Origin of the sequence: Arthrobacter sp. PvP023, assembly GCF_017832975.1 — a bacterium.
In the GTDB taxonomy this organism is placed as follows: domain Bacteria; phylum Actinomycetota; class Actinomycetes; order Actinomycetales; family Micrococcaceae; genus Arthrobacter.
Genome location: NZ_JAFIBI010000001.1, coordinates 4,039,404 through 4,066,378, shown reverse-complemented (window position 1 = coordinate 4,066,378; position 26,975 = coordinate 4,039,404). Strand labels below are relative to the sequence as shown.

At 65.8% G+C, this 26,975-nt stretch carries 23 protein-coding genes; 19 read left to right on the top strand and 4 right to left on the bottom strand.

Annotated features, from left to right (window positions below; genetic code table 11):
- The first annotated feature begins 229 nt into the window (after positions 1–229).
- Together JOE31_RS18390 and JOE31_RS18385 are read left to right on the top strand one after the other, a co-directional pair.
- Entirely contained in the window at positions 230–898 is a 669-nt protein-coding gene (locus JOE31_RS18390) for a DUF6318 family protein (protein WP_209747066.1), read from the top strand.
- 407 nt (positions 899–1,305) lie between these two features.
- The gene (locus tag JOE31_RS18385) at positions 1,306–1,824 is read left to right on the top strand and encodes a PKD domain-containing protein (RefSeq protein ID WP_245199258.1); all 519 of its coding nucleotides are present in this window, start codon (positions 1,306–1,308) and stop codon (positions 1,822–1,824) included.
- A 44-nt stretch (positions 1,825–1,868) separates the two neighbouring features.
- On the opposite strand, the gene JOE31_RS18380 is transcribed toward JOE31_RS18385, so the two are convergent.
- A complete protein-coding gene (locus JOE31_RS18380; protein WP_209747064.1) occupies positions 1,869–3,155 on the bottom strand; it encodes a helix-turn-helix domain-containing protein in 1,287 nt (428 codons plus the stop codon).
- Positions 3,156–3,348: 193 nt separating this feature from the next.
- Here JOE31_RS18380 and JOE31_RS18375 point away from each other — a divergent pair, with 193 nt between their 5' ends.
- The 12 genes from JOE31_RS18375 to JOE31_RS18325 all read left to right on the top strand — a co-directional run bounded on the left by JOE31_RS18375 (position 3,349) and on the right by JOE31_RS18325 (position 16,205).
- Positions 3,349–5,139, top strand: coding sequence for an NAD(P)/FAD-dependent oxidoreductase (locus tag JOE31_RS18375; RefSeq protein ID WP_209747062.1), 1,791 nt, complete (start codon positions 3,349–3,351; stop codon positions 5,137–5,139).
- A gap of 133 nt (positions 5,140–5,272) precedes the next feature.
- Positions 5,273–6,328 carry a 2,3-butanediol dehydrogenase gene (locus JOE31_RS18370; protein WP_209747060.1) on the top strand — a complete coding sequence of 352 codons (1,056 nt, stop codon included), beginning with the start codon at positions 5,273–5,275 and terminating at the stop codon, positions 6,326–6,328.
- An 82-nt stretch (positions 6,329–6,410) separates the two neighbouring features.
- Positions 6,411–7,490, top strand: a complete 1,080-nt coding sequence (locus JOE31_RS18365) for an alkene reductase (RefSeq protein WP_209747058.1) — start codon at positions 6,411–6,413, stop codon at positions 7,488–7,490.
- A 179-nt stretch (positions 7,491–7,669) separates the two neighbouring features.
- Entirely contained in the window at positions 7,670–8,377 is a 708-nt protein-coding gene (locus JOE31_RS18360) for a GntR family transcriptional regulator (protein WP_209747056.1), read from the top strand.
- A 174-nt stretch (positions 8,378–8,551) separates the two neighbouring features.
- Complete coding sequence (locus JOE31_RS18355) at positions 8,552–9,556, top strand: sugar phosphate isomerase/epimerase (protein WP_209747054.1); 1,005 nt, start codon at positions 8,552–8,554, stop codon at positions 9,554–9,556.
- A 95-nt stretch (positions 9,557–9,651) separates the two neighbouring features.
- A complete protein-coding gene (gene dhaL, locus JOE31_RS18350; protein ID WP_209747052.1) occupies positions 9,652–11,430 on the top strand; it encodes a dihydroxyacetone kinase subunit DhaL in 1,779 nt (592 codons plus the stop codon).
- A complete protein-coding gene (locus tag JOE31_RS18345) occupies positions 11,427–11,918 on the top strand; it encodes a ribose-5-phosphate isomerase (RefSeq protein WP_209747050.1) in 492 nt (163 codons plus the stop codon). Before dhaL ends, JOE31_RS18345 begins: the two co-directional genes overlap by 4 nt.
- Positions 11,919–11,920: 2 nt before the next feature.
- The gene (locus JOE31_RS18340) at positions 11,921–12,931 is read left to right on the top strand and encodes a 3-hydroxyacyl-CoA dehydrogenase family protein (RefSeq protein WP_209747048.1); all 1,011 of its coding nucleotides are present in this window, start codon (positions 11,921–11,923) and stop codon (positions 12,929–12,931) included.
- Positions 12,932–13,000: 69 nt separating this feature from the next.
- Positions 13,001–13,768, top strand: coding sequence for an SDR family NAD(P)-dependent oxidoreductase (locus JOE31_RS18335; RefSeq protein ID WP_209747045.1), 768 nt, complete (start codon positions 13,001–13,003; stop codon positions 13,766–13,768).
- Positions 13,769–13,780: 12 nt separating this feature from the next.
- Positions 13,781–13,912 carry a hypothetical protein gene (locus JOE31_RS21745; protein WP_280872991.1) on the top strand — a complete coding sequence of 44 codons (132 nt, stop codon included), beginning with the start codon at positions 13,781–13,783 and terminating at the stop codon, positions 13,910–13,912.
- A 52-nt stretch (positions 13,913–13,964) separates the two neighbouring features.
- Positions 13,965–15,314: an MFS transporter gene (locus JOE31_RS18330; protein WP_209747043.1), complete on the top strand. Its 1,350-nt coding sequence runs from the start codon at positions 13,965–13,967 to the stop codon at positions 15,312–15,314.
- Positions 15,315–15,365: 51 nt separating this feature from the next.
- Positions 15,366–16,205, top strand: a complete 840-nt coding sequence (locus tag JOE31_RS18325) for a triose-phosphate isomerase family protein (RefSeq protein WP_209747041.1) — start codon at positions 15,366–15,368, stop codon at positions 16,203–16,205.
- Positions 16,206–16,238: 33 nt separating this feature from the next.
- Here JOE31_RS18325 and JOE31_RS18320 read toward each other — a convergent pair whose 3' ends face one another.
- Positions 16,239–19,919, bottom strand: coding sequence for a bifunctional RecB family nuclease/DEAD/DEAH box helicase (locus JOE31_RS18320; RefSeq protein WP_209747039.1), 3,681 nt, complete (start codon positions 19,917–19,919; stop codon positions 16,239–16,241).
- Positions 19,920–20,088: 169 nt separating this feature from the next.
- On the opposite strand from JOE31_RS18320, the gene JOE31_RS18315 reads away from it, so the two are divergent.
- The 3 genes from JOE31_RS18315 to JOE31_RS18305 are packed head-to-tail and all read left to right on the top strand — an operon-like array spanning position 20,089 to position 21,639.
- A complete protein-coding gene (locus JOE31_RS18315; protein ID WP_209747037.1) occupies positions 20,089–20,694 on the top strand; it encodes a heme-binding protein in 606 nt (201 codons plus the stop codon).
- Positions 20,684–21,217, top strand: coding sequence for a nucleoside deaminase (locus tag JOE31_RS18310; protein WP_209747035.1), 534 nt, complete (start codon positions 20,684–20,686; stop codon positions 21,215–21,217). Before JOE31_RS18315 ends, JOE31_RS18310 begins: the two co-directional genes overlap by 11 nt.
- A 32-nt stretch (positions 21,218–21,249) precedes the next feature.
- A complete protein-coding gene (locus JOE31_RS18305; protein ID WP_209747033.1) occupies positions 21,250–21,639 on the top strand; it encodes a hypothetical protein in 390 nt (129 codons plus the stop codon).
- 13 nt (positions 21,640–21,652) lie between these two features.
- On the opposite strand, the gene JOE31_RS18300 is transcribed toward JOE31_RS18305, so the two are convergent.
- Positions 21,653–21,949 carry a hypothetical protein gene (locus JOE31_RS18300; RefSeq protein WP_209747031.1) on the bottom strand — a complete coding sequence of 99 codons (297 nt, stop codon included), beginning with the start codon at positions 21,947–21,949 and terminating at the stop codon, positions 21,653–21,655.
- Between the two features lie 141 nt (positions 21,950–22,090).
- Here JOE31_RS18300 and JOE31_RS18295 point away from each other — a divergent pair, with 141 nt between their 5' ends.
- On the top strand, positions 22,091–24,571 hold the full coding sequence (locus JOE31_RS18295; protein ID WP_209747029.1) for a Tex family protein: 2,481 nt from the start codon (positions 22,091–22,093) through the stop codon (positions 24,569–24,571).
- Positions 24,572–24,633: 62 nt separating this feature from the next.
- Complete coding sequence (locus JOE31_RS18290) at positions 24,634–26,466, top strand: gamma-glutamyltransferase family protein (RefSeq protein ID WP_209747027.1); 1,833 nt, start codon at positions 24,634–24,636, stop codon at positions 26,464–26,466.
- Between the two features lie 45 nt (positions 26,467–26,511).
- Here the strand turns inward: JOE31_RS18290 and JOE31_RS18285 are convergent, their stop codons facing one another.
- Positions 26,512–26,856, bottom strand: coding sequence for a cupin domain-containing protein (locus JOE31_RS18285; protein ID WP_209747025.1), 345 nt, complete (start codon positions 26,854–26,856; stop codon positions 26,512–26,514).
- Positions 26,857–26,975: the final 119 nt, after the last annotated feature.

The window sequence follows — 26,975 nt, the reverse complement described above, 5'->3', positions numbered from 1 at the left end:
TGTTTTTGTGGGGTATCAACAAACGGGGGGGCATGGGGCTTGGGAAGCCGAATTGGTTCGTGACGGTGCCCGTGTGACTTTTCTGCCGGGTGTCTTGGGTGGTAGACCGGAGAAAGTTCCTGTGGATAACTTTGAGCATCAAAGTGTGACCTCAGTTACCCTTTAACCATCGTCCGGAGTTATTGCGGGCGGCTCGGACGTCTTGAAACTATCGGGGGAATAGCTGCCCATGACATCTCGTACCTCGCCTTTCGCACGGTTGCGCTATTCGGCCGCTGCTGTTGTCGCCGCCTCTGCCCTAATGCTCACCGCGTGCAATGGGGGCGCCACCCCGCCGGGAAATGGCAGCACTTCAGCGTCGGCTTCTGCATCAGAGTCGGCTACTGCCACGCCGAGTCCCACGCCAACGCCAACCGCCGCGTATAAGCCGGCAGATGCGAAGGGCAAAGCGCAAAATGTTCCTGTCCCGGTGTTGCCTGAAGCCGCGAAAGCGGAGACAAAGGAGGGGTTGGAGGCTTTTGCTAAGTACTGGTATCAGACCCTTTCGTATGCTTACGAAACCGGCGACGTAACGCCCCTACAAGCAGTCTCCACAACGACATGCACGTCATGCCTGCGAGTAAAAGAAGTGGTGGAGGCTTGGCACTCTGAAGGGCGGTGGTTGGCTGGCGGCAAGATGGTTGTGCAGGGAGTCCAATCCAAATTCGTAGAAACCGCACCCGGTGAATACCAGGTATTGATTCAGGTTTTTCAAGAACCACTTTCCTATTACCGCTCCGATAAGACGCTCGATGAGAAGACTGAGCAAAAACCTGCAGCCGGCGACATAATGCTGGCCTCTTATGAGGGGGGAGCCTGGCGGGCGAAGACCGTCGAGCACCTGGCCAACAGTCAATGAGCAAGGTAGCCGTCAGAATAATTGCGTGTTTCCTTTGGCTTCTGTTGAGCTTCGGCCTGACCACAGTTGGCGGGCATGCTGCATCCTCGGATTCGCCTATTAAGGGGGACTGGGACCAGAGCGGAGCCAATGTTGGCGGGAGCTGGAACCAAGATCCAGAAACAGGCGCCTGGACGCAGCTACCTGTCGGTATCCCAAGTGATCCCTACCGATATAAGTACAAGCTGCTTTGCAGAAATGATCCTGTCCTCGACGGCTCGAACTGTACCGGGCCTGAAGTCCCCTGTGGGGACGGAGACGGAGGCCGTAGCGTCAATTGGTACCGATCACTCAAAGACTTTGATCCGCCGGTTTGGAGTTTCTTTGAAGGTCCCACCTGCATTTACGATACGAAACCTGAGGACGTCTTGGATCGCATTGCGGCCATGATCCAGAGCGAGTTCCAGAAACTGCCAGTGGCTGCAGGGACCATTACAGCCCAGCCGAGTCCGCACACCCTCCGCGGGGCTGAAACTAACTTCTTCGCTGACTCGGCGGAACAGCAGTTCGACGTCACCATCCTGGCCCAGAAGGTCCACGTTGTAGCGACTCCGGTCCAATACACCTGGAACTACGGCGACGGAACAACGTTCGGACCCCAGCCCTCGGCGGGTGGTCCGCTGCCGCAGGACCGGTGGGGTGAAAAGACCCGCACCAGCCATGTCTACACGCAGACCGGCGACTTCCAGGTGGTGCTCACCACGCACTTCCAGGGAACGTACTCCGTCAACAACGGACCGCCGCTGCCTATCCCGGGCCAAGGCCAGTTCAGTTCACCGCCGCAAACCATTAGTGTCTGGCGCTCGATTACCCGCAACTACGCTGACGACTGCATCAAGAACCCGCAAGGCCAAGGGTGCCCCGGCGCGGCACCGCCAGCCCCGTAACCTAGCCCCCATAACTCAACCCGGGCTTGCCGCCGCCGGCCCGGTCAGGACTGCAATTCCCGGTCGACCCGTTCCATCCGTGCGCGGACCAGTTGAAAGCGCGGATCGCCCGGTCCGATCAGGCTCGCCATTGCCGCGGCCGCTTCGACGTCTGACGCACCCATGTCGCTCGCGCACCACCGCATGATGAGTTGGGCGTCCCCGCTGGAACGGACCGAGGCCCCCACGGCTTCATTGAGCTCGTCCCGCATCAGCTCGACGGACAGGTTTGCCGAACGGTTGAGGATCTTCGCGGGGTAAGCGGCCAGCGCGTCCGCCACGCGTCCGTCCCGCAGATGATTGGCGACCACTGATATGTCCGTGACTACCCGGACGGCCGACGAGAAACGGTAAGGGTTGGGTTCCACCACGTTGCCCAGGATGCCGCGGATGCGATGCATCTCCGTCCTGATCGCCGTGGCGGCGCCGTCCTCGCCATGCAGCCTGTATGCCAGTTCATCGGCGCTCCACCCCTGTGTCCGGGATGCCAGCAGCGCCAGGATCTCCGCACGGCGCAGCGTCAGCGGAAGCCGGGCACCGCCGTCGACCTCGGCGCTCGGCTTGTCACCCAACAACCTCAGCGTCAGCGTGGGACGAACCGCATCGGTTCTACGAGGCGAACCGGCAGATTTCAACAGCTCCTCCGCCAGCCGCACGCCGCAACGCACCATGCGCAGGCTGTCCGGTGTTACCGATTCGAAGGGGCCGGAAACGTCGAGCACTCCCACGACTTCTCCTGTGAAGGGGTCGCGGATAGGGGCCGCGGTGCAGGCCCAGTCGTGATGCGTGCGCACCAGGTGTTCGGCAGAGAACAGCTGGGCAGGTGCACCGGTCACGAGGGCCTCGCTGATGGCGTTGGTCCCGACTCCGGCTTCAGACCAGTCTGCGCCCTCCACAAACTCCAGGGAATCGGCCAGCCGCAGGGCCTGCCGGCTGCCCACCCGCCACAGCACTTCACCCTGTTGATCGGTGACGATCAACAGGTGGCGGCCCGCGGCGGACTCATCGGCCAGCAACTGGGACAGAGCCGGGATCACGGTCGCCAGGCGGTGCCCGGCGCTGAGCGACCGCGCCTCGGACACCCCGTGCCGGTGAACCGGCCTGTGCTGATCAGGGTCGATGCCCAGCGCCAGCGAACGCTGCCAGGACTTGATAATGGCCGGTGAAATCGAGGGGTCGGGGCTACCCGAAATGGTGGCCTCATGGGCTTTGCGCAGCGTGCGCGCGTACTCAGCCGGTGCGGAAAATCTCAAGTCGCGAAGATGCGTGATCGCGCCGGTGCCCGTCCGCATCCGCCATCTCCCAACTCGTCATCGAATCGTGCCCGGGCCGCGCGCTGACGGCTCTTCGCCGGAAGCTTCTCCCAAGGAGGGCGCCGTGTCACTCGATTGTAACCCCCGGCGCCTTTTACTTGTGATGCGGGTCACCAACGGTCAAAGCGAGGCGAACCGGGAGCGGCCCGCCGTAGCAACGAAAAGAGGAATCATGCCTGAAACACCCAACGGCATCGTGGAGGCCTGGCTGGCGCAGTTCGAAGAGGCGCTGCGCAGCAGGGACACCGACGCCGCACTGCAGTTATTCGAAGAAGAACCCTACTGGCGCGACTTCGTATCCTTCACCTGGAACCTCAAGACGCTCGAGGGCAAGGACGCCATCAAGCGCATGCTGGACGCCACGCTCGCCGATGTTCAACCCGGCAACTGGGGCCTCGCCGAGGATGCCACCGGCGATGCTGCGAACACCGAGGCCTGGGTGGACTTCGAAACGGCCCAGGCTCGGGGCTATGCCCACCTGCGCCTCCGCAACGGCAAATGCTGGACGCTGCTCACCACCATGAAGGAACTCAAGGGGTTTGAGGAGAAGAAGGGGCCCAACCGGGAGAAGGGCGTGGCCCACGAGATCAGCAAGGGCCGAAAGTCGTGGCTGGAACTCAAGGAAGAAGAGGAAGCCCGGCTGGGATACCAGGACCAGCCCTACACCGTGATTATCGGCGGCGGCCAGGGCGGTATCGGCCTGGGCGCGCGGCTGCGTCGGCTCGGGGTCCCCACCATCATCATCGAGAAGAACGAGAAGCCCGGTGACTCCTGGCGGAACCGCTACAAGTCGCTCCACCTGCACGATCCTGTCTGGTACGACCACCTGCCGTACATGAAGTTCCCCGACGACTGGCCCGTCTTCGCGGCCAAGGACAAGATCGGTGACTGGCTGGAGCACTACACCCGGATCATGGAGCTCAATTACTGGTCTAAAACCGAGTGCACCAACGCCCGTTTCGATGAAGCGTCCCAAGAGTGGATCGTGCAGGTAATGCGCGACGGCGAACCGGTGACCTTGCGGCCCAAGCAGCTCGTCTTCGCCCTGGGCGTCTCGGGCTACCCTAACGTTCCAGCGTTCGACGGCGCCGAATCCTTTTTGGGGGAGCAGTACCACTCGTCCAAGCACCCGGGCGGCGGTGACTGGACAGGCAAGAAGGCCGTGGTGATCGGGTCCAACAACTCGGCCCACGATATCTGCGCCGATCTTTGGGAACATGGTGCGGAAGTCACCATGGTTCAGCGGTCTTCCACGCACATCGCCCGGAGCGAGTCGCTCATGGACCTGGCGCTCGGGGACCTCTACTCGGAGAAGGCCCTGGCCAGCGGTGTCACCACAGAGAAGGCCGACCTTTTGTTCGCCTCCCTGCCATACCGGATCCTGCCGGACGCCCAAATCCCCGTCTACGAAGAAATGGCCAGGCGCGATGCCGGGTTCTACTCCCAGCTTGAGGCCGCAGGCTTCGACCTGGACTTCGGGGTGGATGGTTCAGGACTGTTCCTCAAGTACCTGAGGCGCGGTTCCGGCTACTACATTGACGTCGGTGCCTCCCAGCTGATCATTGACGGACGGGTCAAGCTTGCCAACGGGCAGGTCACAAAGATCACCGGCAACGCGGTGGTCATGGACAGCGGAGCCGAGCTGGAGGCCGATGTCATCATCTATGCCACCGGCTACGGGTCCATGAACGGCTGGCTGGCGGACCTGGTCTCGCCTGACGTGGCGGACGCCGTCGGCAAATGCTGGGGCTTCGGCTCGGACACACCCAAGGATCCGGGGCCGTGGGAGGGGGAGCTGCGGAACATGTGGAAGCCCACGAACGTGGAGAACCTCTGGATCCACGGCGGCAACCTGCACCAGAGCCGCCACTACTCCAACTACCTTGCCCTGCAGCTCAAGGCCCGCATGGAGGGGCTGCCCACGCCGGTCTACGAGCTCCAGCCCACCCACCACAAGCGCTGACCGGGAGGGCCGTGACAATCACACTCCCGGGCACCACACTGGGGGTGACGGCCACCTGCTGTGACACTCCAACGACATGCCGTGGATGCGCCCGATCGGGTGCATCCACGGCCCGTAAGCGAAGGAAAACACCATGAAAGCAGCACGATTCCACGCCCGCGAGGATCTCCGGATCGAAGACATCCCGGAGCCGGAGCTGCGCCCAGGGGCCGTGAAGATTGCCGTCGCCTGGTGCGGGATCTGCGGCACGGACCTCCACGAATTCCTGGAAGGGCCCATTTTCACCCCGCCGCCCGGACACCCCCACACGCTGTCACATGAGGAAGCCCCGGTCACCCTGGGACACGAGTTCTCCGGAACTGTTGAGGAAGTGGGCGAGGGCGTTACCGGGCTCTCCGTCGGAGACAGTGTGGTGGTGGAGCCGTACTTCGTCTGTGACGAATGCGGTCCGTGCCGGGCGGGCAACTACAACCTGTGCACCAAGCTGGGTTTCATAGGTCTGGCCGGCGGCGGCGGGGGACTCAGCGAAAAGATCGTGGTCGACTCACGCTGGGTCCATCCCGTTGGCGACATTCCACTCGACGAAGCCGCGCTCATCGAACCGCTCGCGGTGGCGTATCACGCCGTCGGCCGGAGCGACGTGAAAGCCGGTGACGTCGCCGTCGTCGGCGGTGCGGGTCCCATCGGACTGCTCACGGCGGCAGTCCTGAAAGGGCTGGGCGTCACCACCGTGGTGACTGAACTGTCCGCCGCGCGCAAGGAGAAAGCCACGTCATCCGGCGTCGCGGACCACGTCCTCGACCCCAGCGCAGTCGACGTTAAGGCGCGGGTGCTGGAACTGACCGGGGGAGCAGGTGCGGACGCTGCGTTCGAATGCGCCGGCGTAAACGCCGTTCTGGACACGATGCTCGACGTCGTCAAGCCCGCCGGAGTGGTGGTCAACGTGTCCATCTGGGGACGCCCGGCCACCGTGGACATGCAGAAGATCGTCCTCAAGGAAATCGACCTTCGCGGAACGATCGCTTACCGCGGAGACCACGCGGCCGCCATCAAGCTTGTCCAAGAAGGCAAAGTGGACCTCAAGCCCTTCATTACGGGACGGATCGCACTGGATGACCTGGTGGACAAGGGATTCGACACCCTGATCCACCACAACGACACGGCGGTGAAGATCATCGTGCACCCGTAGTGATCCGAGTCTCACCCGGAATAGTTGCAGGCGCCTCGCAGTTGGGAACAGTGGACCCAATCCGCTTTGAAAGGAACTGCGCATGCTGTTTTCCCCGTTGACTCTCGGCGAGCTCGAACTGCCCAACCGCCTGGTGATGGCCCCGCTGACCCGGCTCCGCTCCGGCGAAGCGGGGGTACCGGCCGCCATCGTTGCCGAGCACTACCGCCAGCGCGCATCGCTCGGCCTGATCGTCAGCGAAGGCACGTACCCCAGCCCCGCGGGACGCTCGTACCCGGGGCAGCCCGGCATTGTCACGCCGGAGCAGATTGCCGGCTGGAAGAAGGTCACGGACGCCGTCCATGCCGAAGGCGGCCGGATCTTCGCACAGATCATGCACGGCGGGCGGGTTTCGCACGAGGACATCAACGGTGGGCACCGGGTGGTCGCACCGAGCGCCATCGCCGTCGAGGCAGAGACCCGCACGTACAAGGGCAAGCAGGCGCACCCCGTCCCGCATGCGCTGACCACCGACGAACTGCCCGGCATCCGCCAGGAAATTGTCCAGGGATCGCTGAACGCGATCGAGGCAGGGTTCGACGGCGTGGAGCTGCACTCCGCCAACGGTTACCTGCTGCACGAATTCCTTGCTCCGTCGTCGAACCAGCGCGACGACATTTACGGCGGCTCACCGGAGAACCGGGCGCGCTTCGTCATCGAGGTAGTGAAGGCTGTCGTTGAGGCCGTCGGCGCCGACCGCGTGGGCATCCGGATCTCACCCGCGCACAACGTCCAGGGCGCTCTCGAAACGGACGCCGAAGATGTCCGCGAAACCTATGGCCTGTTGGTAGATGCGATCGCGCCGCTGAACCTGGCCTACCTGAGCATCCTGCACAAGGAGCCCACCAGCGAACTGGTCCAGGACCTGCGTGCGCGTTTCAACGGCACCTTCCTCGTCAACACCGGGTTTGGCGTCATCACCACCCGTGAGGAAGCCATCTCGCTGGTGGCCGACGGCCATGCAGACGCCGTGGTGGTGGGCCGTCCGGCCATCGCCAACCCCGACCTCGTCCGCCGCTGGCGCGAAGACCTGCCGGTCAACGAACCGAACCAGGCCACGTTCTACGCCGACGGCGCAGAGGGCTACACGGACTACCCGTTCTACGAGGAGTCGCAGAACTAGCACTTCCAGGTTCAGAGACGGGAGCTCCCCAGGCTCCGCAAACAGGCGGGCGCAACTCGATTGTGCCCGCCTGTTTGTGCATCTCAAAACCATTGCTCCGAGCTCCGGTCCGTGGCTGCCAAACCACGATTGTGACCGGCCAAGTCCGCCACTGGCTGCCAGCCCTATAGGATCTGAACATGCAGCGTCCGTCCCAGATCAACAGTCCCGGCAGCCGCAAAGGCAAGCCCGTGAGCCGCCAAGTGCTGGCCGACCACGTCTACGAGGAACTGCTGGAATCGCTGATGGATGGCCGGCTCGAACCGGGTGCCACCGTCAGCATCGACGGCACAGCCCGGGACCTGGACGTTTCGCCCACCCCGGTCCGCGAAGCCCTTGCCCGGCTGGAACACACGGGCATGGTCCGCCGGGTGGCGCTCAAGGGTTACCGGGTTGCGCCGGTGTTCACCCGCGAAGACTTCGCCGAACTCATGGAGGCGCGGCTGGCCATCGAGCCGGTGAATGCCCGCCTTGCCTGCGGCCGGCTGACCCAGGAGCGGCTCGCCCAGCTGGAACAGGCCGTGACCGACTTGAAGACCGCGCCGCGGGGACCCTCATTCGCTGAATACCGCGACTACCTCGAAGCCGACGAACGCTTCCACCGGCTCATCGCCGAACAAACCGGAAACCAGTTCATGGTGGCGGCGTATGCCGCGCTCGGCGGCCAGGTCCAGCGCTTCCGGCTTTTCGGGGGTGTGGGCATCACGGATGCAGAGAACGCCATCGCCGAGCACCAGGCCGTCCTGGATGCGATGGCCTCGGGAGACCCCGAGACGGCTGCCGCGGCCATGGCCGAGCACGTCCGGAGAGTCCGCGGCCGCGCCATCGCCGACGCCCCGGAAGGCTAAGCCCCACCCTTAGCGCTCTCTCCCAAGTGACTGGCAGTTAATGTCGTGACGGCGCCTTTTCACGACGTCTACTGCTAGCTAGTTGGGCTGACACCACCAGAAGTGTGACCTTGACAACTCTTTGTCGATAGTAAATCCTATAGGAAACAGGATTCGCACAAAGGAGTGAACACCATGGCCTACACAGCCGAGAACTGGCCCATTACTGCGGCCCTGCTTCAGTTCCCGGGCACCGACGCCCAGGGAACCCACATCAACGACGCCGGCGCCGAAGCCTGGGCCGAGGTCCTCACCGAGGTGAAGGAAGCCGGATTCGCCCATGCGGACCTCACCGACAGCTGGGTGCGCCCGGGCGATCTCAGCAAGGAGCGCCTGGCCGAGTTCAAGCAGACGGCGGACACCGTGGGCATCGGCGTCCCGGTCATCTCCGCCATCCGCCGGAGCGTCATCGAAGAAGGCAACTGGGAAGCCAACCTGGCCTACAGCCACCGCACCATCGACGCCGCCGCCGAACTGGGCTGCGAGGTCGTCTCCTTTGGCCTCCACCAGGCCATCACGCCGGAGCAGCAGAAACAGCTGTGGTTCTGGACGGTCGAAGGCTACAAGGACCCGGCCGGAAAAAAGGAAGCCTGGGGCAACGCCGTCAGCCGTCTCCGCGAACTGGGCCGGCACGCAGCCGAAGTCGGCGTCCTGCTCTCCCTGGAAATGTACGAGGACACCTATCTTGGCACTGCGGACTCCTCGGTGCAGTTGGTCGAGGACATCGGCCTCTCAAACGTTGGCCTCAACCCGGACCTCGGCAACCTGATCCGGCTCCACCGTCCTATCGAGGACTGGCGCGAGATGGTGGCCAAGACCCTGCCGTACTCCAACTACTGGCACATGAAGAACTACATCCGGGACGAGGACACCGCCCGGGACATGTACGTCGCCATGCCGGCGCCGATGGAAAGCGGCCTCATCAACTACCGCGAGGCCTTCAAGCTGGCACTCTCCGTAGGTTTCCAGGGCATTCTCTGCACTGAGCACTACGGCGGAGACGGCCTCAGCGTGACGGCCAGCAATCAGGACTACCTCCGCCGCCACGTCCTTCCCAAGACGGACGGCTACACACTGGGCCGGAGCCAGGTGGCGCAAGGACGCCAGCTGCCCGCAGCCTCGGAACTCAGCACCGTCTGAGCCAACGCATGGTGCGGCCGGCACGCTATTCGGGGGCGGCCGCACCACTCCGGACTCCCAGCCTTACTTCCCAACACGGATTCAATGAGGAAACCATGACCCAGATCTTCGACAACCCCGCTGATTTCGCGGATGAGGCACTGGACGGCTTTGTAGCAGCCAACCGCGGGTACGTCGCCCGGGTGGACGGCGGCGTGGTCCGTTCCACCGAGGTGCCCGCCGGCCAGGTGGCCTTGGTGGTGGGCGGCGGATCCGGCCACTACCCGGCCTTCGCAGGCCTCGTGGGACCGGGCCTCGCCATGGGCTCCGCCTGCGGCAACATGTTCGCTTCCCCGGCAGCTGGCCAGGTCTACCGGGTGGTCAAGGCCGCCAACGCGGGCGGCGGCGTGCTGCTGAGCTACGGCAACTACGCCGGCGACGTGCTTCACTTTGGCCAGGCCCAGCTGCGGCTCAACGCCGAGGGCATCGAAACCCGCACCGTCCTGGTCACGGACGACATCGCCAGCGCACCGCTGGACCAGATCGAGAAGCGCCGCGGCATCGCCGGGGACCTGACGGTCTTCAAGATTGCCGGTGCCGCAGCCGAAGCCGGGCTGGACCTTGACGCGGTCGAACGCCTTGCCATCCGGACCAACTACCGCACCCGTTCGCTGGGCGTGGCATTTGACGGCTGCACGCTGCCGGGAGCGGATGCGCCGCTGTTCCACGTGCCCGCCGGCCAGATGTCGCTGGGCCTGGGCATCCACGGCGAGCCGGGCATCTCCGAACACCCCATGCCTACCGCTTCCGAACTCGCCGAACTGCTGGTCTCCAAGCTCCTCGCGGACAAGCCCGACGACGCCGGGAACCGTGTGGTGGCCATCGTCAACGGCCTGGGTACGGTCAAATACGACGAGCTGTTCCTGCTCTTCGGGAAGATCGACAAGCTCCTTACCGCCGCCGGCCTGACTGTGGTGGAACCGGAATGCGGCGAGCTGGTCACCAGCCTGGACATGTCCGGTCTCTCCCTGACGCTGCTGTGGCTGGACGACGAACTGGAGCAGTTCTGGGCAGCTCCGGCCGACACCCCCGCCTTCCGCAAGGGCAACCTGGCCCCGCGTGCCCGCCGCGAGCTGGCCGGACCGGAAGACGCCGTAGCCGGCGACGTGGAAAACACGACGGCGGCAGCAGCTGAGCTGGGCCGGCTGGCAGCCGCCGTGCTCGCCCAGGTGCAGGGCGTCGTCGTCGAGCATGAAGAGGAACTGGGCAACCTGGATGCCATCGCGGGCGACGGCGACCACGGCATCGGCATGCGCCGCGGCGTGGACGCAGCTGCCGCGGCAGCGCAGGAAACCTCGGCAGCCGGGGCCTCGGCAGAACGCGTGCTCACCGCCGCGGGCGAAGCATGGAGCGAACGCGCCGGCGGGACCTCCGGGGCGCTGTGGGGATCCGCCGTGATCGCCGCCGGCCTGGCCCTCGGCAACAAGGACTCGTACCGCGGCGAGGACGCGGCAGCCGCCGTCACCGCCTTCGTGGACGCCATCACCCAACTCGGCAAGGCCGAACCGGGGGACAAAACCATGGTGGACGCGCTGCTTCCCTTCCGGGACGCATTCCTTACCGCGTTCGACGGCGGCACCCCGGTACGCGCGGCGCTCGCCTCAGCAGCGGCTGCCGCGCAGGAGGCCGCGGACGCCACCGCTTCGCTCCGGCCGCTCAAGGGCAGGGCGCGGCCCCTCGCCGAAAAGAGTTTGGGCCATCCCGATCCCGGCGCGGTGTCCTTCGGACTGATCGCCGCCCGGATCTCGAACTATCTCGATTCTGAACTGACGGATTCACCACTGACGGATTCACCACTGGCCGCCTCCGCGGCCGGAAATGGAGCACAACCATGAGCGCGGACAAGAGCACTGCAGGCTGGCGCATTGTCATCGGAAACGATGAAGCGGGCGTCGAATACAAGGAAGCGCTGAAGGCGCTCCTCGAAGCGGACAGCCGGGTCGCGTCCGTCACGGATGTGGGCGTCGGCGCCAACGACTCAACCGCGTACCCGCACGTCGCCGTCGACGCCGCCCGCAAGGTGGCCGACGGCGAAGCGGACCGTGCGTTGCTGATCTGCGGCACCGGACTGGGCGTGGCCATCGCGGCCAACAAGGTCCCCGGGATCCGCGCCGTCACCGCCCATGACGGCTACTCCGTGGAACGGTCGGTCCTGAGCAACAATGCCCAGGTCCTCACCATGGGCCAGCGCGTGATCGGCCTGGAACTGGCCAAGAAACTGGTGGGCGAATGGCTCGACTACCGTTTCGACGAGACATCATCCTCCGCCGCCAAGGTGGACGCCATCTGCTCCTACGAGCCCGACTACACGAAGGCAGTCTGATCATGACCGAAACAGCAAAAGGCCCAGCAAACGCGGAAAACACAGCGACGTTTGACGTGAACAGCGCCCGGAAGATCGCCGTCGTCGGCTCCGGCTACATGGGCGGCGGGATCGCGCAGGTCCTGGCGCTCGGCGGGGCCCGGGTTGCACTCGCCGATGTGTCCGCCGAAGTGGCGCAAAGCAACTACGACCGCCTGCTGGCGGAATCGGACCAGTTTGTGGCCGACGGCCTGTTCCCCGCCGGTTCCACAGAGATCCTGAAGCAGAACCTCTGGGCCGCCAAGGACATTGAGGAAGCCGTGGCGGACGCGGACTTCATCGAGGAAGCCGTTCCCGAGGTCATCGCCATCAAGCACCAGACCCTGGCCCGCATCAGCGCCGCCGCCCGGCCGGACGCCATCATCGGCTCCAACACCTCCACCATCTCCATCGCCGAACTGTCCGAACCGGTCACCAACCCGGAGCGGTTCCTCGGCGTGCACTTCTCCAACCCCTCGCCCTTCATCCCCGGTGTCGAGATCATCCCTCACGCCGGCACCTCGGCGGCCACCGTCGGCGCAGCCCGCGACCTGGTCCACGCCGCCGGCAAGCAGACGGCGGTCGTCAAGGACGTCACCGGCTTCGTGCTCAACCGCCTGCAGTATGCGCTCTTCCACGAAGCGGCGCAGCTGGTGGAGCAGGGCATTGCGACGGCGGACGACGTGGACACCCTTGTCCGCACCACCTTCGGCTTCCGCCTGCCGTTCTTCGGTCCGTTTGCCATCGCGGACATGGCCGGGCTGGACGTCTACAACTTCTGCTACAAGTCCCTCCAGACCGACTTCCCGGAGCGGTTCGCCACCCCCAAGATCCTCACGGACCTGGTGGACGCCGGGAAGCTGGGCACCAAGACCGGTGCGGGCTTCCTCAACGTTCCGGCCGAGCGCACCCCCGAGTTGATCGCGTACCGCAACAAGGCCTACGTCGCCATGCAGCAGCTTCTCGAAGACCTCGGCCCCGCCCCGATCCATTAGGACCTGCCCTGCCGCCGGCCCCATCGCCGGGCAAGGATTTCCCGTTCGTCATCATTCAGGAGCACACTCATGAGCATTTTCCCCGCAGAACGCACCGCAATCGTCACCGGAGCCGTCTCCGAGCGCGGCATCGGCCGGGCCACCGTCAACTACCTGGCCGCGCAGGGCTGGAACATCGGCATCATCGACCTGGACGACGCCCTGTGCAAGGCCGCAGCCAAGGAACTGGCCGCCCAGTACGGTGTCCAGGCCTTCGGTGTCGGAGCCAACGTGGCCGATGAAACTTCCGTCCGCAACGCGATCGATCAGATCGAAGCGGAGCTGCCGCAGATCGTTGCCTTGGCCAACGTGGCCGGCGTCAGTTCACCGGTTCCGTACCTGGAACTGGACGCCGCCGAATGGGACCGCGTGCTGAACATCAACCTCAATGGCGTCCATTACGCCACCCGCCGCGTGGCCGAATCCATGGTCAAGAACCGGATCGGACGCATCGTCAACATCTCCTCCGTATCCGCGCAGCGCGGCGGCGGCACGTTCTCCAAGACGCCGTACTCGGTGGCGAAGGCCGGCGTGATCGGCCTGACCCGCGCCACGGCACGCGAACTGGGGGAGTACGACATCACCGTCAACGCCATCTCCCCGGGCCCCATCGATACCGACATCATGGGCGGCACGCTCAGCCAGGAACGCAAGGACGAACTCACCAAGGACCTGGTGGTCAACCGGGTCGGATCCACACGCGACATCGCAGCAGCCATCGCCTTCCTCATCAGCGAGGACGCCGGTTACATCTCCGGCCAGACGCTGAATGTGGATGGCGGACTCTACATGCACTAGGGAAGGCCACCCATGGCACAGCACAAACCAGCAACATCCCAGGTGACGGGGCTCAGGTCCTGGAGCCGCGAACGCCGGATCTACCTCGCCGTGGGCATCCTCGCCTGCCTCGCCGGAATCATGATCATCGCATTCTCCCGCTAGGACCCCAGGCACCACCTTCGTTCGCAACTGATTTACTCAAAGAGGAGTTTTGATGTCCCTAACAGCAACATCCACCAAGGAGCTCCTGGATTCACCGGTCCTCAAATCGGCGATTTCCAAGGCCTCGTTCCGGCTGATGCCGATGCTGGTCATCCTGTATGTGGTGGCTTTCCTGGACCGCACCAACGTCGGCTTCGCAGAAGCAGCGCTTGGTGTGGACCGCGGGGTCACCGCCGGGGCCTACGCCCTTGGCGCCGGCATCTTCTTCATCGGCTACGCACTGTTCGAAATCCCCAGCAACCTGCTACTGACCAAGTTCGGTGCCAAGGTGTGGCTGGCCCGCATCGCCATCACCTGGGGCATTGTGTCCGCGTGCTTCGCCTTCGTCCAGGGCGAGACCTCCTTCATCATCCTGCGCTTCCTGCTGGGTGTCACCGAAGCCGGCCTGTTCCCGGGCGTCATCATGTTCCTGGCGGCCTGGTTCCCGAACAAGGTCCGAGTGAAAATGTTTGCCATCTTCTACCTGGCTCAGCCGTTTTCCCAGATGATGGGCGCGCCGCTGTCCGGCTGGCTGATCAACATCGGCGACCAGGTTCCCGGTGTGGCCGGCTGGCAGGTCATGTTCTTCGTTGAAGGCATGCTCGCGGTCCTGGCCGGCATTGCCGCGTACTTCTTCCTGATCAACAGCCCGCAGGACGCCAAGTTCCTGAACCCGGGCGAAAAGAAGGCGCTGCTGGATGTCATGGCACTGGAGGACACCGTCAAGGAGGAAACCGGCCCCCGGGGCGTGCTCGCCGCCATGAAGAACCGCAAGGTCTGGTACTTCACGGTCATCTACTTCTGCCTCCAGGTGGCAGTGTACGGCGTGACGTTCTACCTGCCGCAGCAGGTGGCGCAGCTGACGGGCCAGAAGGTTGGCTTCGCGGTGGGACTCCTGGCGGCCATCCCGTGGTTCTTCGGCATCTTCGCCTGCTACTTCATCGGCAAGGCAGCCAACACCATCGTCCGCCGCCGGGTGTGGGGCACGGGGCTGTTCATCTCCACCGGGCTCTGCATCTTCGGCTCGGCCTGGGCCGGCGCAAACCATATCCCGGCACTGGGCATCATCTTCATCACTCTTGCGGTGTGCAGCTTCCTGTCGATCGGGCCCATCGCATGGTCCTACCCGACCGCTTTCCTCACCGGCACGGCGGCCGCGGCGGGCATCGGCCTGATCAACTCGCTGGGCAACCTGGGCGGTTTCGTGGCCCCGATCCTGCGCACCACGGTCAACCAGGTCACGGCGTCCGACACGGGAACCATGGGCGTCTACGCCCTCGGCGTCCTGCCGTTCCTGGCGGCCGCCATGATGTTCGCGACCAAGCGGTTCCAGAACAAGGCGGACGAACTTCTCGAGAAGTGAGTCCGGACGCTGTCGCCAATAGGAAAACACACCAGCAAGAAAGCAACACAGATGCAGCACGCTTCAACCAGCCAGGACACGGGCACAGTCACTGACAGTGCTATCGACTCGGTCACGGACTCCGTCACGTATGTCGGCGTCAGCACCAAGATGTACCTGGGCTACCGGGACACCTTGGACTGGCTGGAGCGCCTGCGGCACGAAGTGGACTCCCGTCCGGCCCTGGCGGCCGGGCGGGTTGTCCCGTTTGTGATCCCGTCCTTCCCGGCGCTGCCGGCGGCCGCCGCTCTCCTGGCCGGTTCGCCAATGCTGCTCGGTGCGCAGAACTGCGGCTGGGCGGACGGCCCGTGGACCGGGGAGGTGGCGCCGTCCATGCTCGCGGAGCTCGGCGTCCGCCTGGTGGAGATCGGCCACGCCGAACGCCGGGCGCACTTCGGCGAAAACGATTCCATGGTGGCGCTGAAGGTCCGGGCCGCCGCCGACGCCGGGCTGACGCCCCTGCTGTGCGTCGGCGAGGACTCCTTGGCGGACGCCTCCGACGGCGACGCCGCCGTTGCGGCCCGGGCAGCCGCAGGCTTTGTGCACGGGCAGATTGAGGCTGCCGTTGGGGGCGACTGGGAACTGGCCTCGCGCCTCATCGTCGCTTACGAGCCCGTCTGGGCCATCGGCGCCGCCGAGCCCGCCAACGCGGGGTACGTGTCCGACGTCGTCAATCACCTCCGCGGCCTGCTCGCCGCGCACGGGTTGCGGGAGCTTCCGGTCATCTACGGCGGTTCAGCGAAGCCTGGCCTCCTGCCCGGACTGGGCGGCGTTTCCGGATTGTTCCTGGGCCGCTTCGCGCACGACGCCGGTAACTTCGGTGCGGTGCTGGATGAGGCACTGGCTGGATGAGGCGCCGGCTTGAAGAGGCACTGCTGATGGCCCCTACACGTTCACCGACCGCTGGCACAGCCCGATAAAACCGCCCAGCTGTTCGAGGCCCTCGGGATGGGTGGGCAGGTAGTTGGTCAGTTCCGGGGCGCGCACCACTACGGCACGCCACTTGCCGCGCGACACCGCCACGTTGATCCGGTTCCGGGAGAGCAGGAACTCCATGCCGCGCGGAGCCTCGGCCACCGCAGAACACGCCATGGACACAATCACCACGGCAGCCTCCTGGCCCTGGAACTTGTCCACGGTGCCCACGCGGACCGCCCTGTGGCCGGCTGCGTCGAGGGCGTCCCTGATCAGGTTCACCTGCGCGTTGTAGGCCGCCACCACCAGGATGTCCTCCGGCCCCAGCGGGCGGTCGCCGGTTTCATCGTGCCAGGGCAGGCCCAGATGCCGGCCCACCTGGTGCACCACTTCAGCGGCTTCCTCCGGGGACGACGTGATGTTGCCACTGTGGGCAACCATCACGGTGTCGATTCCGGCAGGGACGCCCGCCAGAAACCGCAGGTCAGCGGCGGTGGCGGACTGCAGCCTGCCCTCGTAGGAAAGCTCCGAAACGGCTGCGCACAGCGGCGACGCCATGCGCCACGTATCCGCCAGGAAGTAGCCAAGCTCCGGCGGAAGCGTGGCATGGCCCGCAGAGATCCAGCCCAGGGCGGACTCGTTGACCGGCTCGGGGTGGGTGCCCTGGCTGACCTGGGGGAGCTGCTGCGGATCACCGAGCAACAGCAGCCGCGGGCTTGCCTGGGCAACAGCCAGTGTGTTGGCGAGGGAGAACTGCCCGGCCTCGTCGATTACCAGAAGATCCAGGGACCCGGCGGGCACGGTGGAGCCGGTCATGGTCCAGGCAGTGCCGCCCACCAGTGCTCCTCCCGGAGAGCTGAGCAGCCGGTCCACGTCGGCGGCAGCGCGGTGGTCCCACGGCAGGGCGCCGTCGTGCTTGACGTCCTTGGCGACCCTTCGCGGGTCCACTCCCGCTTTTTCCACGGCGGTGCAGAGGAGGTTCTCCACCACCGCATGTGACTGGGCAACTACGCCCACCTTCCAGCCCCGGCCCACGAGCCGGGCAATGACATGGGAACCGACATGGGTCTTGCCGGTGCCAGGCGGTCCCTGGACGGCCAGATAGGAGTGGTCGAGGGCCTCCACGGCTGCCGTGATGGCGTCGATGAAGCGGTCCGCGCCAGCCGCCGGCTCGGGAAGAGCCCCGCCTGTCACCAGCCGCGGCGGAACCCTGCGCACCAGGTCCAATGCCGGATGCTTCCGGAACACGGGCTCTCCCGGGGTCTCCGCCGAAGCATCCGGGAGGCCGGCGGCTACCTGGTCAGCCAGCAGGGCCAGCGCCTCCTCCAGGCTCTTGGTGGCGACAGGCTGGTCTTCGGTAAGCGCTATGGGCAGGTTGTTATGCGGCTCGATCTTCCGGTGCAGGCGGTCCCGGATCACCACGGTATCCCTGCCGTCCTCGTGGCCAAGCTCCAGGACCTCGGTCCCGAACCACCCGTTACGGCCCGAGCCGTCGCTGCCTGTGCCCTCGAGCCCCGCGGGCAATGGACGGTCATACATCCGGAACCATTTGCTGCCTTCGCGGAGGTCCGAGCCGGCGCTGACTGTGCCGGTCAGCTGCACCCTGCGCTCGGGGAGCCTGGTGCCTACCTTGTGCCAGTCGTCGAGGATGCGGGCTTCCTCGACGAGGAAGACGTTGCGGTCCTGCTGGTGGGTGTCCGGTCCGCTCTCGCAGCGGTCAAAGTGGGCCCACCAAAATGCCTTGCGCTCACGGCGGTGGTAGCTCACAGCCGCCTCCACCATGGCGACGGCTTGAACATCGGCCTCCGGGCTGCCGAGCTCACCCCCTGCGGCACGGAACTCCGCCGCCCGGCCGAGGAAAGCCCGAATGGCGAGTTCAGAACGCCGGACTGCGGCACCGTCTCCGGAATCAGGTGCCGCCCGGCCTAAATCTTCGGAGCGCCCTGCGTCTCCGGGTGCCCCATCGTTTCCGCCCGGATGGGCGACCGGAGCGGCGCCGATTCCGCGCTCGGCAGCCAGCCGCAGCAGCCAGTCGCGGAGCTCCAGCGTGGAGAGGCAGTCGTATTCGTTGTAGTCCGAGATGCCGGCAAGGATGGCTGCTGCGTCCTCGGCAAGACCGGCGTCGCGCGCCTCGCAGTAGTCTGCATACGCCACCACCGATGCCCCCGCGTCCTTCACGTCACCCGAGCGGAGGTTGCTGCCCATGTAGAGCGGCTCGAGTTTCTTGATGCTGTACGAGTTCTCGGAGATCCGGATGCTGTTCCGCACGGTCTGGTACAGGTCCACGAGTAGCCCGTCCCGCAGCCACGTGTCCACGGTGTCCTCTCCCGCGACATGCATGACCGAGAGTTTGCGGAGGGCAGTCTTCTCGTAGGCGGCGTAGTGGTACACGTGCATGTCCGGGTATTGGCGCCGCCTGTCCTCCACGTAGTCCAGGAAATCGAGGAAGGCCTGCTTTTCCGCCGCGCGGTTGTGGGCCCAGAACGGCTTGAACACGGTCCGGCCATCCGGTGCCGAAGGCGCTTCGATAACCCCGAACAGATACTCAAGGCCCCAGATTCCGGTGGCGGCGTCCTGCCACAGCGGATCGCCTTCGAAGTCGAAGAAGATATCTCCGGGGCTCGGCGGGGGCAGTTCTGCCAGAGTGTTCTCCGGGATGACCCGGTAGCTGATGCTGTGCTGTTCGCCGTCCTTGACGTAGCTGACCGAACCCTCCGCCGTGCCAGCATTGCTCTGCATCCGGGCCTGGTCCTGCATCCGCAGCAAGGACGGGCTGGCGCCGGGCAACGTCGCGTCGGCCAGCTGCTTGACGGTGAAGATGCCCTGCTCGTGGAGTTTCTTCCGCTGCGCCGAGTTCATCCGCGCCACCAGGAGGAGATCGTCAGTCGCTTTGACCTGTTCCTGGCAGTAGTCGCACCGGCCGCAGGCAACAACACCGGGTGCGCCCCAGCCTACGGTGTCCGGCTGGTTCCGGTGGCCGGCCGTCAGGGCCAGGAACCTTTCCCGCCGTTCGCGGAAGACCGGGAGGATGTCCGCCAGTTTGTGGCTGCTGCGGACATAGTCGAACCCGCCTCCGGCTGTCTCCACTGTGGCCCCGAGGACCAGGGTGACAGCGGGGTCGGGTTCTATTCCGGCCTGAAGCAGCTGGTCTCCGTAAGCGGCAAGCTGGAGCAGCGCCGTCACTTTGGCATGGTGGGCCAGTTTGGTGTCGTACACGGCGTAGCTGCCGTCGTCCTTTTTGACCAGGAAGTCGGAACGGCCGTGGAAGCGGCCGTCAAAGAAGGCCGCCTGGAAGACGACGTCCGCTCCCGCCCGCAGCGCGTTGATGGATTCGGCATGCTTGGCCTGCAGGGTGGCGCGGTCCATGGTGGTGGCTGCCGCGACGTCGTACACGCCGCGGCCGGTGACGGGATCCGAGGGACCGAACTCGTCAAGGAACTTGTCCAGGACTTTGTGTTCGTGGATGTCCCCAAGCTTCGCTGTGCGCGCCAGCATTTCGTCAGGCTCGAACTCGGCTTTAGGGGAGCGGCCCAGTTTTTCGTCCAACTTGCGCAGCAACTGATACTCGCACGTTGCAGCGATGACCAGATCGCTCGCGGAGAAGACCAGGTCCTGCACCTGGTCCGGTACTTCCGGTTCAAGAAGAAACACTGCGCCTCGTTGCCGTAGATGTTGCGGTGCCGGTTGTTGTGAGCTGCCGTTGATGTCTTATTGCCAAGCTATCAAAGGGCCCCGACAATCTGCCTTGGGATCTCCCGCTCCGCCGCTGCCCGCCGGCCTCTGGCCCGGGCAGGCACGGTCGGCGTAAGGTCTGAGGAACATGACTGAACAGCAGCCTTTTGAAGTCGTCCAACGGTTTCCGGATTTTGAAGTGCGCCGTTACCCGGCGCACGCCGTCGCCGAAGTGAAGGTGAACGCGACCTTCGACAGTGCGGGCAACGCCGCTTTTCGGCTTCTTTTCGGTTACATCAGCGGTAACAACACCGCACGCGAGTCCGTGTCCATGACCGCCCCGGTGCTGCAAAGTCCCGCGTCATCCCGGAAGCTGGCAATGACGGCGCCGGTGGTCCAGAGCGGGGCCCCCGGCGACAGCGAATTCGTTGTTGCGTTCGTTCTTCCCGCCAGCATGACGGCGGCAACAGCACCCGTGCCGAATAATCCGCAAGTGGAAATCCGGTCCGTGCCCGGTTCTGTGGCCGCCGTCCTGGGATTCTCCGGCAGGGGGACCGAAGCTGCGTTCGGGAAGCGGAACAGTGTCCTGCAGGAAGCCCTGGCTCAAGCCGGCCTCAGGCCGGTCGGAGCGCCGCGGTTCGCACGCTTTGACCCGCCTTTCAAACCCTGGTTCCTCAGGAAGAACGAGGTGGTCCAGGATATCGAGGAGTCGGCGGGACTTGCCGGCCACAGAGGAGGGCCGCATGAGCAATAAACCAGGCGACCGTACCGCCACCGAGGCAGCCGCCTCAGCCGCTGCCACCTACGATGAGGCAGCCTTCGAAGCAGCTGTCCGGGCCGCGGAGCAGAGCCTCAGTGAAGGCGGCATTCCCATCGGGGCCGCCCTCGCGAGGGGGAGCGAGGTGATCGCCAGCGGCCATAACGAGCGGGTACAGCATGGAGATCCCATCGCCCACGGCGAGATGGCGGCGCTCCGCGCTGCCGGACGCCAGAAGAGTTACCGCGACACGACGCTCTACACCACCCTGGCGCCGTGCGCGATGTGCACCGGGACGATCATCCAGTTCAAGATTCCGCGGGTGGTGGTGGGGGAGGCCAGGACGTTTCCTGGCGAATTCGAGCTCCTGCGCTCGCGGGGTGTCGAAGTGCTGGTGCTGGACGACCGGCGCTGCGTGGACATGATGCTCGGTTTCCAGCGCGACTACCCGGAGTTGTGGGCTGAGGACATCGCCGAGGACGAACCCACGGACGCTGACCGCCGCGTCCCGGGGAAATAGGGCGAGACAGACTACGGACACGAGGCGGAGACATGGACCGGGACCGCATGGCCTTGAGGGCAGTGAAGTCGTTTCACACGCTTGCATGGTTCCTGATCGAAGCCTGCATGATCTACCTCTTGTACGCGGGCCTCCGCGGTCGCTCGGACAGACGAGCAGGGGTGGCTGCGGCCGTGGTGGCCGGCGAGACGCTGATTTTTGCCGCCTACGGGTTCCATTGCCCGCTGACCGCCGTGGCCAAGAAGCTTGGTGACGAGACCGGTTCGGTAACGGATATCTATCTGCCAAAGTGGTTCGCACGGAACCTCCCGGCTATACATGTGCCGCTGATCCTCCTGGCGGTCGCGCTACACCGCCGGAACATCGTCGCCGCGCGGGCGCGCGGACAGGCGGTCTTGCTGACCGGGCGGCCCGCCCGCTGATCAAGCCTGCAAGCTAGAGGAACGCCTCGCGGCCCGTCCCCTCCCGCACCAGCAGTTTGCCGTCTTCGATGGACACGAGGAGGCTCTTGGGTTTGCCACTGAGTTTCAGGCCCCCGGACAGGCCCCGGCTGGTGACGTCAACGCCGATGATGGCCCCGCGCGCCGGTAGCTCGATCGCGACCTCCTCGGCTATGCCAAGCAGCGGATTGGTGGAGAGCTCGGTGTCGCGCCTCGCCTGTTTGCCGTTGACGAAAACCGTGACATTGTCCTCCTTAAAGCCGCCCTGAAGGATGATGAGCAACTCCTGCATCGTGGACCGCCTCCGTAGATCGCCGGGCTCCCCCAACTGCCACTACATCACTTCTTTCCCCTTGTGGATAGCCCCAGTTTTGGCCGGTTCGGGGTGGTTGAGGGAGGACCCAGCGACACAGTGTCCGTCCGGTAGGGCAAAATGTTCTGGGTGAACCACATCCCGCAGCGCCCTTCCCCGTCCCCCGCCAAGACTGCTGACTCCACGGCAGACCACATCGCGGCCCAGATCGCCGACGAACTGGGCGTCAAGGCGTGGCAGGTGAAAGCTGCGGTGGAACTGCTCGACGGCGGCTCGACGGTCCCCTTCATCGCCCGGTACCGCAAGGAAGCCACCGGGACGCTGGACGACACCCAGCTCCGCGAACTCGAGGAGCGGCTCCGCTACCTCCGCGAACTGGAGGACCGCCGTCGGACGGTCCTTGAGGCGATAGCATCGCAAGGCAAGCTGACGCCGGAACTGCAGGCCGCCGTCGTCGGCGCTGATACCAAATCCCGGCTGGAAGACATCTACCTTCCTTTCAAAACCAAGCGCCGCACCAAAGCGCAGATCGCGCGTGAGGCGGGGCTCGAGCCGCTCGCTGACACGCTGCTCAAACGGCCGGAACTGGACCCGGAGCGCGAGGCCGCCAAATACCTGAACGCTGAACATTCCATCGAGGACGCTGCGGCGGCGCTGGCGGGCGCCCGGTCCATCCTGGTGGAGCGCGTGGCGCAGGACCCGGACCTGGCCGCGACGCTGCGCGAACGGCTCTGGACGCAGGGCCGCATGGTGTCCCGCGTGAAGAAGGGCCAGGAGGCCGAAGGCCAGAAGTTCAAGGACTACTTCGAGTTTTCGCAGGCGCCGTCCGGGATGCCGTCGCACCGCGTACTTGCGCTGCTCCGCGGGGAAAAGGACGGGGTGCTGGAGCTGGACCTCGCCGAGGCTGAGCCGTCCGACGACGACGCCCTGGCAGCTGCCCGCGGCCGGTACGAATCCGCCGTGGCCAGGTTCCTCGGGGTTGCGGACCGCGGCCGGCCAGCCGATGAGTGGCTGCTGCAGACCGCGCAGGTGGCGTGGCGCTCGCGTGTGCTGGCCCGGCTGACCGCCGATCTGCGCGGGCGGATGTTCGCCGCAGCCGAGGACGAGGCGGTGCGGGTTTTCGCCGCCAACCTCCGCGACGTGCTGCTTGCCGCGCCGGCGGGCAACCGTGCCACCCTCGGGCTCGACCCGGGCCTGCGCACCGGTGTGAAGGTGGCAGTGGTGGACGGGACCGGCAAGGTAGTGGCCACCGACACTGTGTACCCGCACGCCCCGGCGCGGAAGTGGGACGAGGCCCTCGCAACACTGGTGCGGCTGGCGCGCCAGCACGCCGTCGAGCTGGTGGCGATCGGCAACGGGACGGCCTCACGCGAGACCGACAAGCTGGCCCTCGAGCTGATCAAGAAGCTGTCTGCGGAGTCGGCGGCAGGGCAGGGCGGCGCCGGAACCCGGGCGCCAGAAAAGCTCGTGGTATCCGAAGCCGGCGCCTCGGTATATTCGGCGTCGGCGCTTGCCGCGGCCGAGCTGCCCGGCATGGACGTCTCCCTGCGCGGCGCGGTGTCCATCGCCCGGCGCCTGCAGGATCCGCTCGCGGAGCTGGTCAAGATCGAACCGAAATCGATCGGCGTAGGGCAGTACCAGCACGACGTCACGGCCGCAAAGCTGGACCGCAGCCTGGACGCCGTGGTGGAGGACTGCGTGAACGCCGTGGGCGTGGACGTGAACACGGCGTCACCCGCGCTGCTGAGCCGGGTGGCCGGCGTCGGACCGCTGCTGAGCGAGAACATCGTGGCGTACCGGAACGAGCACGGGCCATTCGCCAAGCGCAGCGAGCTCAAGAAGGTGCCGCGGCTGGGGGCCAAGGCGTTCGAACAGTGCGCGGGCTTCCTGCGGATCACCGGCGGAGCGGAGCCGCTGGACGCGTCCAGCGTGCACCCGGAGGCCTACCCGGTGGCACGGAAGATCCTCGCCGCAGCAGGCGCTAAGTCAGCAGGCGGCAGCTCAGCTGCCGGGAAGGCAGCCCTTAGCGGGTCCGGTGCCGGCAGCCTCGCTTCGCTCAACCCGCAGGATTTCGTGGAAGGCGCCTTCGGACTGCCCACAGTGCAGGACATCATTGCCGAGCTGGAAAAGCCCGGCCGTGACCCGCGGCCGGCGTTTGCAGCCGCCAAGTTCTCGGAAGGGATCGAGAAGATCTCCGACCTCCGTCCAGGGATGATCCTGGAGGGAACGGTCACCAACGTGGCCGCGTTCGGGGCGTTCGTGGACGTGGGCGTGCACCAGGACGGACTGGTCCATGTTTCCGCGCTGGCCAACCGCTTCGTGTCCGATCCGCGCGAAGTGGTGAAGTCCGGCCAAGTGGTGCGGGTGAAGGTTCTTGAGGCCGACCCGGAGCGGAAGCGTATCTCGCTGACGCTGAGGCTCGACGACGAACCGGCACCGTCCGGCGCACCCCGGCAGGCAAGTGAGGGCCGCCTGGCGCGGGGTGACGGCAACCAGCCGCGGAACGGCCGTTCCGATGCCAAGCGGACGCCGCCGCCCAAGCCCGCACCGGCCAACACTGCCATGGCCGAGGCACTTCGGAAGGCCGGCCTGGGCAAGTAGCTGCACATCCGGGCCGCTGTTAATCCGTCATCCCGCTGCCGGCTGTGGCTACAGTGGTCCCCATGACTTTCACCCGGCCCGATCCGTTCACCACGCGCCCCACCCTGCAGGGAACCTTCGGGATGAGCGCCTCCACGCACTGGCTGGCCACCGCGGCCGCCCAGGCGGTGCTGGAACGTGGCGGGAACGCGTTCGACGCCGCCACCGCCGGGGCGTTTGTGCTCCACGTGGTGGAGCCGCACCTGAACGGACCGGGCGGGGACATGACCGGAGTGTTTGTCACGGCGGAGGAACCTGGCAAACCGGTGGTCCTGATGGGGCAGGGTCCGGCCCCCGCCGCAGCGACGCCGGAGCACTATCGTTCGGAAGGTCTGGAGCTTGTGCCGGGTTCAGGCGCCCTGGCGGCGGCGGTGCCTGCCGCCGTCGACGCCTGGCTCGTCCTGCTGCGCGACCACGGAACGTGGGAGCTGCAGGCGGTGCTCGAGTACGCGATCGGGTACGCGCGGGACGGCCACCCGATGCTGGGAAGGGTTGGCGCGACCATAGCGGCAGTGTCCGAGCTGTTTACGGAGCACTGGCCTTCGTCGGCCGAACTGTGGATGCCCGGGGGAAGAATCCCCTCTGAGGGGGAGCTGGTACGGAATCCGGCCTATGCGCAGACCCTTGAACGGCTGGTGGAGGCGGGGGCCCCGGGGTCCGCGCGGGAAGCGCGCATCGACGCAGCACGCCGGGAATGGCGCGAGGGTTTCGTTGCGAAGGCCATGGTGCGGTCCGTGCAGACGCCGCACCGGCATTCGTCCGGGACTGACCACCGTGGAGTGCTGGCCATGGATGATTTCGGGGGATTCGAAGCCGGTTATGAAGCCGCGGCCACTGTTGAGTTCAGGGGACACACCATCGCCAAAACGGGTCCGTGGGGACAGGGGCCGGCGCTCCTGCAGACCCTGGCGATCCTTGACGGCTTTGCGGACGAGTACCTTGATCCGTCCACCGAACTGGGCGTGCACACCATCCTGGAAGCCCAGAAGCTGGCGCTCGCCGACCGGGAGGCCTACTACGGCGACACTGACGTTCCGCTCGACCACCTGCTGTCCGCCGGGTACGCCGCGGAGCGCAGGCAGTTGATCACGGAGCGGGCATCGCAGGACTTCCGGCCCGGCCGGGTTCCGGGACACGAACCGTTTATCCCGCCGCTGCGGACGGAGTACGTGCCGCCGGCGCTCGCGAACGACGACGACGGGCCGGGTCTTCGCGGGACTGCCGGCGCCGGCGTGGGTGAGCCGACGGTGCTGGCTAGCGGCGAAACGCGTGGCGACACGTGCCACATCGATGTAGTGGACCGCTGGGGCAACATGATCTCGGCGACTCCGTCGGGCGGCTGGCTGCAGTCCTCCCCGGCGATCCCCGAGCTGGGTTTCTGCCTGGGAACCCGGCTGCAGATGACCTGGCTCGAACCGGGAACACCGTCCACGCTGACCCCCGGGAAGCGTCCCCGCACCACTCTGACGCCCACTCTTGTGCTGCGCAACGGCGCGGCTGTTACGGCGCTGGGCTCGCCCGGCGGCGACCAGCAGGACCAGTGGCAGCTCCCGTACCTGCTGCGGACCATCGTGGGCGGCTACACTCCGCAACAGGCCATCGATGCGCCAACATTCCATACGACATCGATGCCGGGATCGTTCTGGCCCCGCACCTGGGAGCCCGGCGGCGCAGTGGTGGAGGGCAGGCTGGGTGAGGACGTCATGGCCGGCCTGGAACGCCGTGGCCACCGGATCACGTGGGCCGGCGACTGGACGCTGGGACGATTGTCCGCCGTCGTCCGTGATCCCCGGACGGGGGTCCTGCTCGGTGCAGCGAACCCCCGCGGTGCGCAGGGGTACGCAGCGGGGCGGTAGGGTTTCCGCCCTAACGTAGGACCACCCATGCTTGGGTTCACTCTTTCACTCTTTCATGACGATATCGACCGAGATTTCCACTGCCGGAACCGTCCCCCTGTTCTCGAGCCAGTGGTTGGTATTCCGGTCCTCGGGCCATCCCACTCCGGGCCCGTAGTCCGTGGCGACTCCGTTTCGATGGTCGGTGATCGTTCCCTGCAGGATGTAGACGGTGCCAGGGCGGCCCACGTGGTCGTGGACCGGGCCGAACACACCGCCGGGCTCGATGGTCACCATTCGCGTTCGAAGCTGGCGCCCTTCCATGCCCTCGATCTCGGAGGCTAGGTCAACCGTTGAAAGTAGCTCCACCGTGACACCTTTTGTCTCAGGTGCCGCCTGTTGGTTGCTCATGGTGCTCTCTTCTCTGTACGTCCTTGTACGTTCGCGACTGTTGCTGGTGGTCCACGCCGGACCGTCATCGTCCGCACCGGCATGCGCCGCCCTTCCAGCCGGTCCCCGTCTCCCCACAC